Source organism: Halobellus sp. GM3, assembly GCF_052545375.1.
Genome location: NZ_JBQWLT010000001.1, coordinates 329,454 through 346,565 on the forward strand (window position 1 = coordinate 329,454; position 17,112 = coordinate 346,565).

Genomic DNA, 17,112 nt, shown 5'->3' on the forward strand with positions numbered 1-17,112 from the left:
GCGCGGAAGCAGCCACGATTCGGTCACTGCAGAGTCGTGTGACGCGGTTTTGACCGCGGTCGTCACCGACGAACGGGATCACGAGACTCACAACAATGACAGACTCACTGGAACTGTGGAACGCCCCCAACAGGATGCTCTTCGGCTGGGGTGCGGCATCGGAGCTTGAATCGTATCTAGAGACGTTCGACGCGGAACGTCCGCTGATCGTCACAGACCGGGGCGTCGTCGACGCGGGCGTCCTCGACCCGATACTGGATGCGATCGAGGCGGCCGGCGCGTCTCCCGAGGTGTGGTCGGGTGTCCAGCCGGATCCCACAGACGAAGTGGTTCACGAGGCGGCTCGAGCGTACGACGACGCGGATGCAGACCTCATCGTCGGCGTCGGTGGCGGCTCCTCGATCGACACCGCGAAGGCCGCGAGCATCCTCGCGACCAACGACGGACACATCTTGGACTTCACGGGCAGCGGGAACGTCCCGAACCCGACGCCGCCGAGCGTCTACGTCCCGACGACCGCCGGGACCGGCAGCGAGGTCGGTCACTGGACCATCGTCAAGGACTCGGAGACGGACGTCAAAGAGGAGATCGGCGACGTGGAACTGCTCGCGGACCTCGCGTTAGTCGATCCCGAACTGACGGCCAGCGCCCCGGCACCGATCAAGGCCGCCACCGGAATGGACGTCCTCACGCACGCTATCGAGGCCTACGTCTCGATCAAGGCGCAGAGCCAGACGTCGGCGCTCGCGCTCGACGCGATCGAGACGGTCGGCGAGTACCTCCCGCGGGCGGTGGCGTACCGCGGTGGCGACAAGGAGGCGCTCTCGGAGATGTCCCGCGCGAGTATGGAGGCCGGGATGGCCTTCAACGGCGCCGGCCTCGGCGCGGTCCACGCTATCTCCCATCAGATCGGCGGCGTCTTCGGCGTTCCCCACGGCCTGGCGAACGCGATCGTCCTCCCGTACGTGATGGAGTACAACCTCCCGCAGGTCCCCGAGCTGATGGTCGATATCGCCGAGGCGCTCGGCGAGGACGTCGACCGATCGCATCCCGCCGCCGTCGAGGGGTACAAGGCCGTGCGTGCGGTGTGTCGGCTGGGCGACGCCGTCCGTATCCCCGAGACGCTCTCTGCGACGGCCGCCGAACGCGACGCCATCCCGCGGCTCGTCGAGCAGGCGCTCGAAGACGGTAGCCTGACCGGGAACCCGCGGACGACAGGCGCCGACGACATCGAAGCGATACTGGAGAACGCGTTCGAGGGACACTTGGAGTACGAGGACAGACGCTGATGTCGCCGACGCGACCGCCGCTCGCCGACCTCCACGAGGCCGCCGGCGCACGCGCGACCGAGTTCGGCGGGTGGGAGATGCCGGTGCAGTTCGACTCCATCCGCGGCGAACACGCGGCAGTGCGGGGGTCAGCGGGGATCTTCGACGTGAGCCATATGGGCGAGGTGTACGTGTCGGGGCCGGACGCTACCGCGCTGATGGACCGGCTGACGACCAACGACGTCGCGTCGCTCGATCCGGGCGAAGCGCAGTACGCGTGTATCCTCCGCGAGGACGGCGTCGTACTCGACGACACGGTCGTCTACGCCCTCCCAGAGCGCGAGGGGTTCCTGTTCGTCCCGAACGCGGGACACAACGAGGAGATGGCCGACCGCTGGCGCGAGCACGCGGACGCGCTCGGCCTGGATGCGATCGTGGAGGATCGAACGGAGGACCGCGGGATGGTCGCCGTGCAGGGTCCCGAAGCGATCGATCGCGTCGAGGGCGTGACCGCCGACTCGGTCTCGGGGCTGTCGCGTTTTTCTGCGCTCGAGACGTCGATCGACGGCGTCGACTGCCTCGTGGCCCGGACCGGGTACACCGGCGAGGACGGCGTCGAGATCGTCTTCGAGGCGGATCACTCCGAGGCCGTCTGGTCGGCGTTCGATGGCGTCCAGCCGTGCGGACTCGGCGCTCGCGACACGCTTCGGCTGGAGGCCGGCCTGCTGCTCTCCGGGCAGGACTTCCATCCGACGGACGAGCCGCGGACGCCGATCGAGGCCGGTCTCGGATTCGCCGTCGCCGAGCCGGGACAGCGCGGCGGCGAGTTCGTCGGCAGCGACGCGCTCGACCGCGTCCGTGAGGCGGGCGTCGAAGAGCGCCTCGTCGGGATCGAACTCGGCGAGCGGGGCGTCCCCCGACACGGCTGTCCGGTCCTCGCCGACGGCGAGGAGATCGGTCACGTCACGAGCGGAACGATGAGCCCGACGCTCGATCTGCCGATCGCGCTCGCGTACGTCGACGCCGACCACGCGGACGGCGGGACGGCCGTCGCGATCGAGATCCGCGGCGACGGTCGCGCGGGCAGGGTCGTCGATCCGCGGTTCCTCCGGCGACACCGCTCGAACGGGGAGTGAGGGCTCGACGAGGCACCGACCACCGAACGACCCGACGGACGCACTGAAGCGGCACCGACCACCGAACGACACGCACGCGACCCAGAGACAGACAGGACACGACCGATGACATTTGACGTACCGGCTGAACGGCGCTACACGGAATCGCACGAGTGGATCGAACGCGTCGACGGGGGCTTCCGCGTCGGCATCACCGACTTCGCACAGGACGAACTCGGCGACATCGTCTTCGTCGAACTTCCCGCCGAGGGAGAAGCGCTCGAGGCGGGCGACGAATACGGCGTCATCGAGTCGATCAAAGCCGTCTCAGACGTCTACGCTCCGGTCGCCGGGACCGTCGCGGCCGCCAACGAGACGCTGCTCGACGCGCCGGAACTGATCAACGACGATCCCTACGGCGACGGCTGGCTGATCGAACTCGAAGGCGTCGACGACAGCGACGTCGAGGGGCTACTCGACGCCGACGACTACCGGGAGCAGACCGAATGAGGCCGAACAGCCGACCGGAGCGGGGCGGTCGATCGCCGCGGAGGTGGTGCTGATGCCGTATGCGACCCATCCGCCGGACGACCTCGCGGCGATGCTCGACGCCGTCGACGCCGACGACCCGACCGAACTGTTCGACATCCCCGAGTCCGTTCACTTCGAGGGCGCCTACGGGATCGACGCGCACTCCGAGCGAGAGGCGCGTGCCCGCGTCGCGGACGTCCTCGGCCGGTCGGCGCCGCGGACGGAGTTCCTCGGCGGCGGCCACTACGAACACTACGTGCCGTCGGTGGTCGATCACCTCTCGCTGCGCTCGGAGTTTCTCACCTCGTACACGCAGTACCAACCGGAGATCGCACAGGGCTTCCTACAGGCGCTCTTCGAGTTCCAGTCGCTCGTCGTCGAGCTGACGGGACTGGACGTCGCCAACGCCTCGATGTACGACCGCTCGACGGCGCTGGGCGAGGCGGCGCTCCTCGCCGACCGCGTCCGGCGCACGGACGGCGATACGATCCTCGTCCCCGACTCGCTTCCGCGGCGGGTGCAGTCGGTGCTGGAGAACTACACGCAGGGCCCCGGACTCTCCGTCGAGCGCTACCCGACGGCGGACGGGACGGCTGACGTGGACGCGCTGGACGCGCTCGTCGGCGACGACACCGTGATGGTGTACGCCGCGACGCCGAACGCCCACGGGCTGCTCGAGCCCGAACTGGCGGCCATCGGCGACGTCGCACACGACGCGGACGCGCTGTTCTGCGTCGGGAGCGACGCCGTGGCGCTGTCGGTACTCGAACCACCCGCCGCCGCCGGCGCCGACGTGGTCGTCGGCGACGCGAGCGTTCTCGGAATGGGCACCGCAAACGGGATGGGACTCGGTATCTTCGCCGCTCGCGAGGACTTCCTGCGACAGCTTCCCGGCAGACTCGTCGGCGCGAGCGAGGACGCCGACGGTGCGCGCGCGTACACGCTCACCCTGCAGACGCGGGAGCAACACATCCGTCGCGAGCGCGCCACGTCCAACATCTGCTCGAATCAGGCGTGGGTCGCCCTGCGGGCGTCGATCCACGCCGCGTGGCTGGGCCCGCGGGGCCTGATCGACCTCGCCGAGGAGTGCGTCGCCGGCATCGACGAACTCTGTGCCCGCGTCGACGAGTTGGAGGGGTTCTCCGCGCCCGTGTACGAGGGGGCGCACTTCCGCGAGGCGGCGATCGGGACCGACGCCCCGGCCGCAGCGATCGCAGAGCGACTCCGCGAGGAGGGCTTCGCCCTCCGGACGCGTCGGGACGGTGACGAGGAGTACCTCCTCGCCTGCGTCACCGACGTGAACCGCGAGGCCATCGACGACCTCGTGGACGCGCTCGCGGCGACCGTGGGGGTTGCCGTATGAGCAGAACGCCCGCCGACCGCGAGGGAACCGACGCCCGGGACGACCGCGCTGACAGCGACGCTCGCGGCGTTTCCGACGCCCGGGACGACCCCGCCGACAGCAACGCCCGCGACGCCCCGGCGCCGTACCGCCAGGCGCGCTGGACCGACGACGGTCGCAACGAGCCGCTCCTCTGCGAGAAGTCGTCTGCCAGCGTCGAGGTGGAGACGTCGCTTCCGTCGGAGCTCACCCGCGAGACGCTCGATCTCCCGGATCTCCGCGAGCCGGAGGTCGCGCGGCACTACACGCGGCTCTCGCAGATGAACTACGGCATCGAGAGCGGACCCTTCCCGCTCGGGTCGTGCACGATGAAGTACAACCCTAAGTTCACCGAGGACGCCGCCGCGGACCCGAACGCGGCGGTTCACCCGCTCCGCGCCGACGAAGACCTCCAAGGGCCGCTCGGGCTGCTGTGCGACCTGCAGGAGATGCTCGCCTCGATCGGCGGGATGGACGCGGTGACGCTCCAGCCGCCGGCGGGCGCGGCCGGCGAGTTCACGGGTATCCTCGTCGCGAAGGCGTACCACGAGGCCAACGACGACGAGCGATCGGAAGTGATCGTGCCCGCCTCCGCGCACGGGACGAACTTCGCGAGCGCGGCGATGGCCGGCTACGACGTCGTCGAGCTCCCATCGGGAGACGACGGCCGGGTCGACCTCGACGCCCTCGAAGCTGCTGTCTCCGAGGAGACGGCGCTTTTGATGCTCACGAACCCGAACACGCTCGGGACGTTCGAGCGCGACATCGAAACGATCGCCGAAACCGTCCACGACGCCGGCGGCCTCCTCTACTACGACGGCGCGAACCTCAACGCGTTGCTCGGGCAGGCTCGTCCCGGCGATATGGGCTTCGACGTGATGCACTTCAACCTCCACAAGACGTTCGCGACGCCGCACGGCGGCGGCGGCCCCGGAGCCGGCCCGGTCGGCGTGACCGGGGAACTCGCCGAGTTCCTCCCGAATCCGCACGTCCGAGAACGAGCGGACGGGACCTACGAGCGATACGAGCCCGAACAGTCGATCGGCGGCGTCCACGAGTTCTCCGGCAACTGGCTCGTGCTCGTGAAGGCCTACGCCTACATTCTGCGACACGGCGACGAGGGGCTCGCGAACGTCAGCGAGACGGCCGTACTGAACGCGAACTACCTCGCCTCGCAGATCGACTTCGAGATCCCGTACGAGCCGTTCCACCACGAGTTCGTCGCCAGCGCCGACGCCGACGCGGCGGACGTGGCAAAGCGGATGTTAGATTACGGCGTCCACCCGCCGACGACGAAGTGGCCGGAAATCGTCCCCGAGGCGCTGATGACCGAGCCGACGGAGACGGAGACGAAAGCGCGACTGGACGACCTCGCCGCGGCGTTCAACGCGGTCGCCGCCGAGGACGAGTCGACGCTCGCGGCCGCCCCAAACGCGACGGCGGCGCGCCGGATCGATCAGGCGACGGCGGCCCGGGACCCGACGCTGTCGTGGCACGGGCTGTAGCGCGATCGCTCGCGGGGTCGCGCGGCACTACTCCTCGGGATATTTCGGCTCCCGTCGCTCGGCCCGTTCGAGCGCCCGCTCGATCACGTCGCGGACGGAGTCGCTCTCGCCGTCGGGAGCCGCCCGGTAGACGTCGCCGTGGCCGGCGTACAGCTCCGCGACCGTCTCCGGCGTCCGATCGAGAAGCGTCCGGAGGCTCTCGATGAGCCGATCGCGGGACTGTCCCGGGAAGTCCGTCCGGCCGAAGCTGCCGTCGTCGAAGGCGCCGTCGTTGTAGACGACGACGTCGCCGCTGAACGCCCGCGTCTCGCCCACGAACGACACGTGGTCGTCGGCGTGTCCGGGCGTGTGTACGACCTCGTAGGACTCGCCGCAGAGATCGACTGTCTGTCCGTCCTCGAGGCCCGCGGTCCGCCGCGGGTGGTCGGCGTAGGCGTACAGATCGGCGTCGAAGCGGTCGAGGACGGCGTCGAGCTCCTCGACGTGGTCGCCGTGCTGGTGGGTGAGATACACCGCCTCGAGAGCGTCGACGCGATCCGCGATGACGTCCTCGACGCCCGGCATCGTGCCGGCGTCGATGAGGACCGGGCGATCGCCGGCGAGCAGGTACGCGTTGCAGGTGAACTCGGTCGCTCCCTCGGTGACCGTGTGGATCTCCATACGTCGAGGTTCCGCGGCGTCGACGAAAAACCCTCGCCCCGCGTCGACGAAAACACCTCGTCGGGCGTCGACGAATTCCCCGCCCTGCGTCGACGAAGTCCCCGCCCCACGTCGACGAACCCTCCGCCCGACGGTGTCGACCGGAATCTGTCCTCTTGGTGTCAGACTCGGCACGACACGATGCTGCGTGTGTTTTTTGTCACTCTATCTCCTATCGCTACTCGTATGGGATTTGGGAGCTACGATGAGTCCGAACAGGAGAACCAGGACTTCGACACCGATCTCGAAGACGATGACGGGATCGCGACCTCCCAGGCCGAACACCGGGGAGACATCGAGTTCGAGATCGGGGCGTCGAACGACGAACTCCTCGATCGGCTACAGGACATCAAAGAGGAGTGACGAGCGCGCCGCGTCCGACGCGAGTCGCGGCTGTGAGCGCAGCGCCGACGGCCGGCCGGAGTTGAGCGGCCGGTGAAACCCGGCACGCGTGCGCTCGGTATCGCGGAGTCGACGGACGAATCGAGCGGCCGCTGTACGCTCTGCGGTGCCGTCGTTCGCGCCGACCGCGCGGTCGACGGCTTCGCGTTCGCGACGGCGACCGTCGGCGGCCTCGACGCCACCGACGCCGTCTGCGCGCTCGTGGATCGGCTGGACCGCGAGGACGTGCGATACCTGCTGCTCTCCGGCGTCGCGCCGGCGTGGTTCAACGTCCTCGACCTCCCGCGAATCGCGGCGGCTGCCGACCGGCCGGTGCTGTCGGTCTCCTATGAGGCGAGTCCCGGGCTGGACTCCGCGCTCCGTGAGCAGTTCGACGGCGAGGCGCTCCGGTCGCGTCTCGCGGTCTACGAGCGGCTCCCGCCGCGCCGACGGCTCCGCGCGAACGACGAGACGCTGTTCGTCCGAAGCGTCGGCCTCGACGAGGAGGTGGCGGACACCGAAGACGCAGCGCGCGACGATGTGACAGCGGGCGACGGCGCGGCACCGCGCGGCGAGGCGGCTCGAATCGTCCGGGCGTTCACGCCTGTCGGCGGCCGTCCGGAGCCGATCCGGGTCGCCCGCCTCGCGGCGCGCGGCGCTCGACAGTGGGAGGCCGCAGAACGCGACACCCCCGACAACGACTCCGGCGGCGCGGACCGTCACGGGTAAGTCGCGCCCGGCCGCCTCTCCGGTATGACCGCCGACGACGGACACGCGGGAACCGACGGGGGAGGAACGATGGACGGGCTGGCGGTGCGCGCCTGCGAGCGCTGTTCCGACCTCGTCGAGTCGCGCTCGCGGATCGTCAACGGCGTCGGCCCCGCGGACGCCGAACTGGTCTTTCTCGGCGAAGCGCCGGGCGCGAACGAGGACGAGCGGGGCGAACCGTTCGTCGGTCGCTCCGGGAGCATCCTCGACGATGCCCTCCGCGATGCGGGGCTCGCCCGCACCGACGTCAGGATCACGAACTGCGTCCGCTGTCGGCCGCCGGAGAACCGCGACCCGACGCGCGAGGAACTCGGGAACTGCCGCGGCTACCTCGGACGCGAACTCGAATCCGTCGACCCCGAACTCGTCGTCACGCTCGGCAAGGTGCCCTCCGAACACCTGCTCGATCGATCGGTCGCGGTGACGACGGAGGCCGGAAACGTCGTCGACGTCCGCCTCGGCGAACGCACCCACCGCGCGCTCGTGTCCGTCCACCCGGCGGCGACGCTGTACGACGGGAGCCAGCGGGAGACGTTCTTCGAGACGATCGCCCGCGCGGCGGACCTCGCCGGCGTCGGGAGCGGAAGCGACGGGGGACAGGCGAGCCTCGGTGACTACTGAGGCGCATCCCGCAACATCCCGTGGTGTCGGAAACGACTTGACCCGCCGCCGCGAAGCGTTCGTATGAGCGTTCAGACGGTAGCTGACGTCGTCCTCGTCGACTACGGGCTCGGAAACCTCCGGAGCGCCCGGCGCGGGCTCGAACGCGCGGGGGCCGCGGTTTCGATCACCGACGACCCCGCCGACTTCGAGGCCGCAGACGGGATCGTCCTCCCCGGCGTCGGCGCGTTCAGCGAGGGGATGGAGAACGCCGGGCCGTTCCGCGAACCGCTCGCGGCGGCGGCCGACCGCGGACAGCCGGTCTTCGGGATCTGCCTCGGGATGCAGATGCTTCTCACGACGAGCGAGGAGGCCGACTTCGCCGGTCAAGGCCACGTCGAGGGGCTCGATTTCGTTCCGGGGACGAACCTCCGGTTCGACACCGACCTGAAGGTCCCGCACATGGGCTGGAACGAACTGCGCGTCGAGCGCGAGCACCCGCTCGTCGACGGCGTCGACGGCGTGGGGTCAGAGACCCCACGGGCAGACGGAACCGCCGGTGGCGGTTCCGTCGACGGCGAGTACGCGTACTTCGTTCACTCCTATTACGCCGAGCCCGACGACCCCGACGCGGTCGTCGCGACCACGGACTACGGCGTGCGCTTCCCCGCGGTGATCGCGAACGAGGCCGGGAACGTCTTCGGCACGCAGTTCCACCCCGAGAAGTCCGGCGAGACCGGCCTTCGGATCCTGCGGAACTTCGTCGACTACTGCGCCGAGCGCTGACCGCCGCTCGCCTGTCGCGCCCTCGGCAACACGTGGGCTGTGACGCCTCAGTACTCGCGAACGTCCTCGAATCTGCCGCCGTAAGCGACGTGTCCGGGATGCGTCGGCTCGGTGCCAGACAGGAAGAGGCGGTCGATCTTCCCCCACGTGTTCTCGTAGCCGAGGTGTGCGAACTCGGCGATCCCGCGGGCCGCGTGGCGCGCGCCTCGTCGCCGGAACACGCGGCGCGGTGCGCCGCCGCGGAGCGCGTCGACGAGGTCGCCCTCGGTCTCGATCCGCCTCTCGAACGCCGTCCACGCCTCGCCGACGCTCGCGCGGAGGTGCGCGTACGAGGACCCGAACCCGGGGAGACCGAGCGCTCGGGCGAGTTCGCGCCCCCGGCGGTTCTGCCGCGAGAACGCCTTGAAGTTGTGCGTCTCCACGGCGTGGATCCGGTCTCGGAACGTCCGGACGTCGTCGCGGTCGAGGCTCACGTTGAGAAACCCCGGATGCGGGACGAGCACGGCGGCCCCCTGTTTCTCGAACTCGGCGAGCGCGCCGTCTAGCGTAATGAAGTCCGGTACGGGGTCCGAGAGCCCCACTGCGAGGAGGTGCCGGCGGTTCCGCCAGGTGCCAGTGAACACCTCGCGTGCGGGCACGACGAGCAGGTCGCCGTCGGAGAAGCGCTCCGCTCGGGCGCGGATCTCGGGGAGGCGGGTGAAGTGCGGGGCGTACACGACCGCGTCGAGCCCGCGGGCTTTCGCGCGGGAGACGACGCGCTCGTTCAGGATCTTCACGTGCGGGTCGACGTTCGTGGCGTCCGCGTCGATTGCGGCGTCGGCGTTCGCGGACGCTGTCACGTCTTTGGGCTCCGCCGTACCGGAATCCGACACGGACGTCTCGGCGTCTCGACCCGAGCCCCCACTGGACGCGGCCGTATCGGTCACAGCCGTCGCTCGGATGGGCTTCCGGTTAGTGGTTTCTATTTTCCCCGCCCTGCGGAACGGTTTTGTCGCCCCTCGCCGTGGCAAAGGGTATGTCCCTGTGGAAGTGCGGCATCGGCGGCTGCGAGGAGCGGTTCGAGGACGTCGAATCCGCGATCATCCACCAGACGATCGATCACGACCGTCACGAGTGCACGGTCTGCGGAAGCGTCGTCCCCGACGGCTACTTCGCGATCCGTCACGCCTTCGAGGAGCACTCCCGCGCGGAGTACGTCCGCGCCTACGACGCCGACTCGACCGCCGTCCGCGTCCGCGAGGACATCAAGGCGGCCATCGAGGACGAGGCCGACCTCCGGGCCGTCGTCGAAGAGCTCAAGCGCCGCGACGCGCTGTGAGTGTCGACGGCGACCATCGGTGTGTCGGTGCCGCCGTCTCGGCCCTCCACTGACCGGCGTCTTCCCTCCTGTCGCTGGTCGCTGTCGCTATCGGCTCGACGCATCCGCTTTTCACCGCCGTCACGTCAAAATCACCACCGAAGCCGCGGGTCCGTAGACTCTCGTTACCGCGCGTCCGTAGAACGCCGTTACCGCTCGTCGCTGTCGAGGACGCGGATCTGATCGCCCCGGACGGTGACCGGGATCGGGACCGTCGCCTCGTAGAGTTCGACCGTGACCTGATCTTTCGTCTCGTCGATCCGCTGCACGCGGGCCTTCTCACCCTTGAACGGGCCGGCGATCAGCTCGACGATGTCGCCCTCGGCGATGCCCTCGACGTCGGGTGTCGGCGAGAGGAAGTGCTCGACCTCCGCTATCGAGGAGCGACCCGCCTCGCCGCCGGTCTTGACGAGGCCGCGGGCGTGTGGGATCTCTTCGAGCGCGCGCGTGATCGCGGCGTCGTTGTCCGACTCCACCATCACGTAGCTCGTGAGCGAGTCCGGCGCGAGCACCGCGTGGATCTCCGGCTCCTCGCGGTTGGCGATCATGTCCGCGACGGTGCGCTCTTGGCTGGCTGTGGTCTTGACCGAGAAGATCGGCATCTCAGACACCTCCCGGCAGGAAACTCATCACCGCGTAGATGAGAAAGCCCAGGAAGCCGACGAGAACAATGCCGGCGCCGGCGATGAGACCGATCTGTGAGAACTCCTCCCACGAGGGGGTGCTCGCCAGCTTCAGCACCCGCACGTAGCTGGTCAGGTCGTACTTGACGTCCATCGTTGTGTGGTGGTAGTGCGCCGGGCTTTTTCTATCTATTGATAGCTGTCCCGACGTCCGCGGGAGCGGGGGGCTACTCGACGTAGTCGATCTCGGTGCCCTGTTCGGGCGCCTGCGGCGTGGGCTTCGGCTGGGGTCGCGCGGCCTCCTCGTCGCTGCGGCCGTAGATCTGCGGCGATTCGACGCCCGTGACGACGATCATCGTCCGCATCGTGCCGTCGATCTCCTCGTCGACGGAGGTGCCCCAGATGATGCGGGCGTCGGGGTCGATCCGGTCGTAGATCTCCTCGACGACGCCCTCGGCCTCCTCGATGCTCATATCCGAGCCGCCGGTGACGTTCACGAGCGCCGAGTTCGCCCCGGAGATGTCGACGTCGAGGAGCGGCGACCGGAGCGCGCTCTTGACGGAGTCCTGCGCCTTCGATTCGGAGTCGGACTCGCCGAGGCCGATCATCGCGACGCCGCCGCGCTCCATCACGGTCTTCACGTCGGCGAAGTCGAGGTTGACCAGCCCGGGCTTGGTGATGAGTTCGGTGATCCCCTTCACAGAGCGCATCAGCACCTCGTCGCTCACCTTGAACGCCTGCCGAACCGGGAGCTTCCCGACCGCGTCGAGCAGGCGGTCGTTCGGCACGACGATCACGGTATCGGCGACGTCGCGGAGGCGCTCTAACCCGGCCTCGGCGTTCGTCCGGCGGACCTCGCCCTCCGCGGTGAACGGCGTCGTCACGATGGCGATGGTGAGCGCGCCGCACTCGCGGGCGGCCTTCGCGACCACCGGCGCGGAGCCGGTGCCGGTGCCGCCGCCGAGGCCGGCCGTGACGAAGACCATGTCCGAGCCGTCGATCGCGTCGTAGATCTCCTCTTGGGACTCCAGCGCCGCCTCCTCGCCGACCTGCGGGAGCGACCCCGCACCGCGGCCCTGCGTCTTCTCCTCGCCCATCAGGATCTTCGTGTCCGCCTCGATCTCGACGAGGTGCTGGACGTCGGTGTTGGCGGCGACGAGCGTCGCGCCCTCGATGCCCTCCTCGTGCATTCGGTTCACGGTGTTGCCCCCGGCACCGCCGCAGCCGACGACCGTGATGTCGGTCTGGAGATCGACGAGGACCTCCTGCAGTTCCTCGTCGGTCATCGTTCCGGTGCGCGGCATCTCCGCGTCCGCGGCTGCGTCGACGGCGTTCCCATCCCCCGTCTCCTCGGCCTCGTCTATCGCATCGTCGACGATGGAGTCCATAGTATGGCCGTCCGTACCGAATACAGCCTCATTATCTTTCCCCCTTTCGTCGGACGGACGTCTGACGCTCAGGGGGCGACAGCCGGCGTTCGCGGTCGATTCGGTTCTGACGACGCGTCACAGCCGAAACGACACGGTCTCCTCGGCGCGAACCTCCTCGGGCGCGACCGTCTCGTCGCCGACCTCGACGGCCTCCCCGTCGGCGAGGCGGCCGAAGGCCGGCCCCTCGGGAACGCCGGCCGCGACCGCCGCGGCCGGGTCGAACGTCTCGCGGGTGGCGACGACGCGGTCGTCCTCGCGGACGACGTCGTCGTACTTCGATCCGAGGACCGCGATGAGGTCGCCGACGACGCCCTCGGGGACGCCCGCGACGTCGTCGGATGCTGAATCGCCGCCGTCGACGGCGCCGTTACTGTCGCCGTCGCCATCGCCCACTCGGACGGCGGCGCGCCCGCGCGGCTTCGTCCCGCCCTCGACCGTCTCGAAGGCGAGCACGCGTGAAGCGACGGCCTCGAACGTCGCTTCACGGTCGATCCCGGACGCCTCCGCGAGGAGGTCGTCGGGGAGCGAGACGATCTCGAACGCGTCGCCTGCGGGCCGCTCTCGGACCGTCTCCGCGTCCGCGCCGAAGCGGAGCCCCCCGTCGACCGGCGAGAGCGCGCCTTCGAGCGCGGCGACGAGGTCGACGCCGACACCGGTCGTGACGCGGAGCCACGTCTCATCGACGACGCGGTGGCCGAGATCGTCGAGGACGGCTTCGAGTTCGGGACGGTCGCCGACGACGAGCGCGCGCGTCGCCGCCGACTGCTCGAACGCGCGCTCGAGGACGTCCGCGTTCGCGTCGGGCGAGCCCATCGACTGCAGCACCCAGTCGGCGGCGACGTGGCCGACGCCCCAGTCGGTCTCGCGGACGATCCGCTCGAACTGCGGCGCGTAGTGGCCGCCGCCGAAGCCGACGACGTGCCTACTCGCGTCCGAATCGGCAGTCGACTCCGCATCCGGACCACCGGCCGACCCCGCGCCCGAATCGGCCGTCCCGTCCGCGTCCGGCTCGGTACCCGACAGCTCCAGCACGGCGCGGGCGACCGCTCGGGCGCCCTCGGGGTCTTTCCACGCCGACTCGTCGCTCCCGAGTTCGACGAACAGCGAGGGCGCGCCCACGTCGCTCGGGCCGTGGTGCGTGCATTCGATGCCGACCTCGTAGCCCTCGGGCGCGTACCGGTCGAACGCCTCGACGACCGCGCGCTGGACGTTCGGGCAGGCGCGCGAGAGTTCGCCCGGCGTCCCGCCGTACTCCGCGGGACCGAAGTTTCCGGTGAAGTGCGCCGTCAGCAGCGGTCCGGTCTCGCCGGCGTGCCGGGAGAGGAAGGCGACGAAGTCGGGTTCGGCAGTGAACGCCTCGGCGACCCCGTCGAGTTCGAGGTGCCACTCCTCGAACTCCCGGAGCTCGAAGTCGCCGTGGCGGTAGTACGTCCCGCCGCCGTCGGCGTCGCTCGCGGACGGGTCGTCGTGGCGCTCCCACTCCACGAGCGACCGCAGCGCCTCGCCGACGTTGATCGATGCCGAGTCCGCTCGACTGACGACAAGGCCGATCACGCACGGGAGTGGGCCCTTCTCGGTATAAAAGGTCTCGGAGCGGATCGGGAGAGCGAGTGGCGGCCCGGGCCTCCGCGGACGCCGTCAGTCCACTCTGTCGGGTTCTGGGACCGGGGTTCCGCGGATGTTGGCGACAGTGAGTCGCGCGAGACGTCGGAGGTCGCGCCGCCGCGTCGCGAGGAGCCCCGCACCGAGTACGAGGTAGACCGCGGTGTAGGTGAGCAGCAGGTAGATCGAGTACTGCTCTGCGAGCGCCTCCGGATACAGGCGGATGAGCGCGAACTCGATGACGACCTGCGAGAGGAAGAGCACGAGAAGCGTCACCGCCTCGCGCACGCTGATCCGGAAGTTGACGAGGATAGCGATCGCGAAGAAGCTCTGTGCGGCGGTGAGCCAGATCTCGGCGGCCTGCTTGAAGTCGAACGGGAGCACGCCGTACGCGCCGAGGGAGATGCTGTAGACCACGGAGAGCGTCCCGATGAGCAGCGTCCACTGATTCAGCTTCGAGGAGATGAGCGCGTTGAACGCGGCCGTCGATCGCGCCTTGTTCACGAGGTAGGCGGTGACGATGAGTTCGGGGCTCTCGGAGGCCAGCGGCGCGATCCACTGGATCATGAAGAACTCCGGAATGCCGAAGCGCAGCCCCAGATTCTCCAGCCCGTGGGCGAACGGCTCGACCGCGGTGAAGATCAGAAACCCGGAGTACGCAAAGAGCGTGAGGACGATCGGCACCCGGACTCGCTGCGGCCGCGCTTGGAAGTACGCCGGAACGCCGATCTGGTGGTCGCCCTCCTCGACGTCGCCGCGGATGATGATCGCGATGTAGGTGACGTAGAGGCCAACGAGGACGATCGTGTCGATCGCGTCGATGCCGCCGTTGAGCGGGACGAAGAAGGCGAAGACGGTGGCGAGAAACAGAAAGAGGATCTCCGTGGAGATGCTCGGATCGAGCTTCACCGCGTCGCGGAGCGTCCCCTCCCGGTTCACGACGGCCCTGTCGCGGCGCGATCCCGTGGTCGCCTTGTAGATCGAAAACAGCGCGATCCCCGACCAGCCGAGGCCGATGAGAATGCGGTTCGCGCCGGTCATATTGGCGACCGCGAGGTTCGCCTTCGAGGGATCGGTCGCCGCCTGCCACGCGTAGAGCGCGTCGACGGCGTACTCCGGCGCGACCGCGAGGACGGCGAGGACGGCGATCGCGAACGCCCGCGGGACGTCCTTTTCGGCCGTCTCGGCCCCCCACGCGAGGAGGAACGAGGCCCCGAGGACGGCGAGTCCGCTGACCCCGACGACGGTGAGCGGAGCGAACCCCCGCGAGATTCCCGTGGCCCACGAGGCGACCCAAGGAAGCGTCAGCGCGACGGCCCCGACCGCGGCTGCGAGCGGGTGACGCAAGCGCGAAGTCATCACCGAATGTGCTCTCTTCCTCGGGGTATCTCTTGCGGTTCCGTAGCTCGGTGGGGCGCTGTCTCCGCTGCCGTGCGAAACTGACCGCCGAGCCATCACTTAACTCGGTCGCGCGGCGAGGCGTGGGTATGCAGGTATTCGGACTGCTGGGCAACCCCGTCGGACACTCGCTGTCGCCGCCGATGCACGAGGCCGCCTACGAGGCGCTCGACATCGACGCGCGCTACGTCACCTTCGAGCCCGACCGCGACGCCGCGGCCGCGGCCGTCGAGGCCGCGGCGACGCTCGGAATCGCGGGTCTGAACGTCACGATCCCGTTCAAGCGGGACGTCCTCGACGCGGTCGAGCCGGACGGCGTCGCCCGCCGCGTCGGCGCCGTGAACACGATTGATCTCTCGGAGGGGACCCCGCGGGGCTACAACACCGACGTCGCGGGCGTCGAGCGGTCGCTCGCGTATCACGACGTCTCGATCGACGGCCGCGACGCCGTCGTCGTCGGGGCGGGCGGCGCGGGGCGCGCGGCGGCGTTCGCCCTCGCTGACGCCGGCGCGTCGGTGCATATCGCGAACCGGACGGTCGAGCGCGCAGCGTCGCTCGCGGCCGACGTCCCCGGCGCGACCGCGGGCGGTCTCGAGACGCTCTCCCGCGTCGAGGACGCGCAGATACTCGTCAACGCGACCAGCGTGGGGATGGACCCCGACGACGGAGAGACGCCCGTTCCCGAGGGGAATCTGCACGCGGGGCTGGCCGTTCTCGACGCCGTGTACGCGCCGATCGAGACGCGGCTCCTGCGGGAGGCCGCGGCGGTCGGCGCCACGACGATCGACGGCGCGTGGATGCTTCTCTTCCAAGGCGTCGAAGCGTTCGAGCGCTGGACGGGCCGGGCCGCGCCGGTCGACGCGATGAACGAGGCGCTGCGGGCGGAACTGGCGTAGTGGTCGGCCCACTCCCGCGTCGAGTCAGCGGTCTGCGATTTCCGAGAGGATCCCCGCCAACGCGCTCGGTTTCGAGAAGAACGGCGAGTGGCTGGTGTCGAGCGAGTAGACGCGCTCGCAGGCGACCGCCTCGTGCATCGAACGCTGGAACTCGATCGGCAGCGCCCTGTCCGCCGTGGACTCGACGTACACGCGCGGCACGCGGCCGTAGTTCTCCGCCGTGAGGTCGACGGGGACGGTCCGCGGGTCGGCGGGTTCGGGACGGAGCAGCGAGCGACCGAGCGTCACCACCTCCGCCGAGCAGTCGTGGTAGAACGCCTCGGCGGCCCCGCGCTCGTCGAACTCGACGACGCCCCGGTCGGCGTCGACGGTGATGTAGTCGGGCACGACCGAGCCGTACGGCGCGATGTCGAGGTCGGTGAGCGCCTGTCCGTCCGCCGGGAGGAACGCGGACAGATACACCACCGACTCCAGCGCGTCCGCACAGTGTTCGGCCGCCTGCGTGATCACGTGTCCACCCATACTGTGCCCGACGAGCACGACGTCGCCCGGCGCGGATTCGACGGCACCCCGAACGCAGTCGACGTAGTCTTCGAACGTCACCGCCGCGCTGTCGGCGGTACTGATCCCGTGGCCCGGCAGCTCCGGGGTCACGACCTCGTGTCCGTCGCCCCGCAGCACGGGGGTCAGCCTGTACCAGCACCACGCACCGTGCCACGACCCGTGGACCAAAACGAACGTCGTCATCGACCGGGTGAACGCGGATGGTCCT

At 69.5% G+C, this 17,112-nt stretch carries 19 protein-coding genes; 11 read left to right on the forward strand and 8 right to left on the reverse strand.

The annotated features are described in order from the left end of the window. Positions 1–95 precede the first annotated feature (95 nt). From ACT3HL_RS01660 to gcvPB, 5 genes are all read left to right on the forward strand, one after another. The gene (locus ACT3HL_RS01660) at positions 96–1,289 is read left to right on the forward strand and encodes an iron-containing alcohol dehydrogenase (RefSeq protein ID WP_445085066.1); all 1,194 of its coding nucleotides are present in this window, start codon (positions 96–98) and stop codon (positions 1,287–1,289) included. Continuing rightward, a complete protein-coding gene (gene gcvT / locus ACT3HL_RS01665) occupies positions 1,289–2,404 on the forward strand; it encodes a glycine cleavage system aminomethyltransferase GcvT (RefSeq protein WP_445085067.1) in 1,116 nt (371 codons plus the stop codon). Before ACT3HL_RS01660 ends, gcvT begins: the two co-directional genes overlap by 1 nt. A gap of 105 nt (positions 2,405–2,509) precedes the next feature. Then, positions 2,510–2,893, forward strand: a complete 384-nt coding sequence (gene gcvH, locus ACT3HL_RS01670) for a glycine cleavage system protein GcvH (protein WP_445085068.1) — start codon at positions 2,510–2,512, stop codon at positions 2,891–2,893. A 52-nt stretch (positions 2,894–2,945) separates the two neighbouring features. Then, positions 2,946–4,277 carry an aminomethyl-transferring glycine dehydrogenase subunit GcvPA gene (gene gcvPA, locus ACT3HL_RS01675; protein ID WP_445085069.1) on the forward strand — a complete coding sequence of 444 codons (1,332 nt, stop codon included), beginning with the start codon at positions 2,946–2,948 and terminating at the stop codon, positions 4,275–4,277. Continuing rightward, positions 4,274–5,800, forward strand: coding sequence for an aminomethyl-transferring glycine dehydrogenase subunit GcvPB (gcvPB, locus tag ACT3HL_RS01680; protein ID WP_445085070.1), 1,527 nt, complete (start codon positions 4,274–4,276; stop codon positions 5,798–5,800). Before gcvPA ends, gcvPB begins: the two co-directional genes overlap by 4 nt. Before the next feature lie 27 nt (positions 5,801–5,827). Here the strand turns inward: gcvPB and ACT3HL_RS01685 are convergent, their stop codons facing one another. After that, positions 5,828–6,460, reverse strand: coding sequence for an MBL fold metallo-hydrolase (locus ACT3HL_RS01685; protein ID WP_445085071.1), 633 nt, complete (start codon positions 6,458–6,460; stop codon positions 5,828–5,830). A gap of 225 nt (positions 6,461–6,685) precedes the next feature. Here ACT3HL_RS01685 and ACT3HL_RS01690 point away from each other — a divergent pair, with 225 nt between their 5' ends. The 4 genes from ACT3HL_RS01690 to hisH all read left to right on the forward strand — a co-directional run bounded on the left by ACT3HL_RS01690 (position 6,686) and on the right by hisH (position 9,034). After that, positions 6,686–6,862 (forward strand): DUF5786 family protein, encoded by a 177-nt coding sequence (locus tag ACT3HL_RS01690; protein ID WP_445085072.1) that lies wholly within the window; start codon positions 6,686–6,688, stop codon positions 6,860–6,862. Positions 6,863–6,934: 72 nt separating this feature from the next. Continuing rightward, a complete protein-coding gene (locus ACT3HL_RS01695; RefSeq protein ID WP_445085073.1) occupies positions 6,935–7,609 on the forward strand; it encodes an endonuclease dU in 675 nt (224 codons plus the stop codon). 24 nt (positions 7,610–7,633) lie between these two features. Beyond that, on the forward strand, positions 7,634–8,269 hold the full coding sequence (locus tag ACT3HL_RS01700; RefSeq protein ID WP_445085074.1) for a uracil-DNA glycosylase family protein: 636 nt from the start codon (positions 7,634–7,636) through the stop codon (positions 8,267–8,269). A gap of 63 nt (positions 8,270–8,332) precedes the next feature. Next, complete coding sequence (hisH, locus tag ACT3HL_RS01705) at positions 8,333–9,034, forward strand: imidazole glycerol phosphate synthase subunit HisH (protein ID WP_445085075.1); 702 nt, start codon at positions 8,333–8,335, stop codon at positions 9,032–9,034. A 47-nt stretch (positions 9,035–9,081) separates the two neighbouring features. Here the strand turns inward: hisH and ACT3HL_RS01710 are convergent, their stop codons facing one another. Then, positions 9,082–9,843, reverse strand: coding sequence for a PHP-associated domain-containing protein (locus ACT3HL_RS01710; RefSeq protein WP_445085277.1), 762 nt, complete (start codon positions 9,841–9,843; stop codon positions 9,082–9,084). 206 nt (positions 9,844–10,049) lie between these two features. Between ACT3HL_RS01710 and ACT3HL_RS01715 the strand changes: the two genes are divergently transcribed. Then, positions 10,050–10,352: a DUF7565 family protein gene (locus tag ACT3HL_RS01715; RefSeq protein ID WP_445085076.1), complete on the forward strand. Its 303-nt coding sequence runs from the start codon at positions 10,050–10,052 to the stop codon at positions 10,350–10,352. 188 nt (positions 10,353–10,540) lie between these two features. Here ACT3HL_RS01715 and ACT3HL_RS01720 read toward each other — a convergent pair whose 3' ends face one another. The 5 genes from ACT3HL_RS01720 to ACT3HL_RS01740 form a co-directional block, all read right to left on the reverse strand. Next, positions 10,541–10,993, reverse strand: coding sequence for a transcription elongation factor Spt5 (locus tag ACT3HL_RS01720; RefSeq protein ID WP_445085077.1), 453 nt, complete (start codon positions 10,991–10,993; stop codon positions 10,541–10,543). A 1-nt stretch (position 10,994) separates the two neighbouring features. Continuing rightward, positions 10,995–11,168: a protein translocase SEC61 complex subunit gamma gene (locus tag ACT3HL_RS01725; RefSeq protein ID WP_103992772.1), complete on the reverse strand. Its 174-nt coding sequence runs from the start codon at positions 11,166–11,168 to the stop codon at positions 10,995–10,997. 73 nt (positions 11,169–11,241) lie between these two features. Then, a complete protein-coding gene (gene ftsZ / locus ACT3HL_RS01730) occupies positions 11,242–12,402 on the reverse strand; it encodes a cell division protein FtsZ (RefSeq protein ID WP_445085078.1) in 1,161 nt (386 codons plus the stop codon). 117 nt (positions 12,403–12,519) lie between these two features. Continuing rightward, complete coding sequence (locus ACT3HL_RS01735) at positions 12,520–13,998, reverse strand: D-aminoacyl-tRNA deacylase (protein ID WP_445085079.1); 1,479 nt, start codon at positions 13,996–13,998, stop codon at positions 12,520–12,522. Positions 13,999–14,082: 84 nt separating this feature from the next. Then, entirely contained in the window at positions 14,083–15,405 is a 1,323-nt protein-coding gene (locus tag ACT3HL_RS01740; RefSeq protein ID WP_445085080.1) for a sodium:calcium antiporter, read from the reverse strand. 128 nt (positions 15,406–15,533) lie between these two features. On the opposite strand from ACT3HL_RS01740, the gene ACT3HL_RS01745 reads away from it, so the two are divergent. Next, the gene (locus ACT3HL_RS01745) at positions 15,534–16,340 is read left to right on the forward strand and encodes a shikimate dehydrogenase (RefSeq protein ID WP_445085081.1); all 807 of its coding nucleotides are present in this window, start codon (positions 15,534–15,536) and stop codon (positions 16,338–16,340) included. 24 nt (positions 16,341–16,364) lie between these two features. Here the strand turns inward: ACT3HL_RS01745 and ACT3HL_RS01750 are convergent, their stop codons facing one another. Then, entirely contained in the window at positions 16,365–17,087 is a 723-nt protein-coding gene (locus ACT3HL_RS01750) for an alpha/beta fold hydrolase (RefSeq protein WP_445085082.1), read from the reverse strand. Positions 17,088–17,112: the final 25 nt, after the last annotated feature.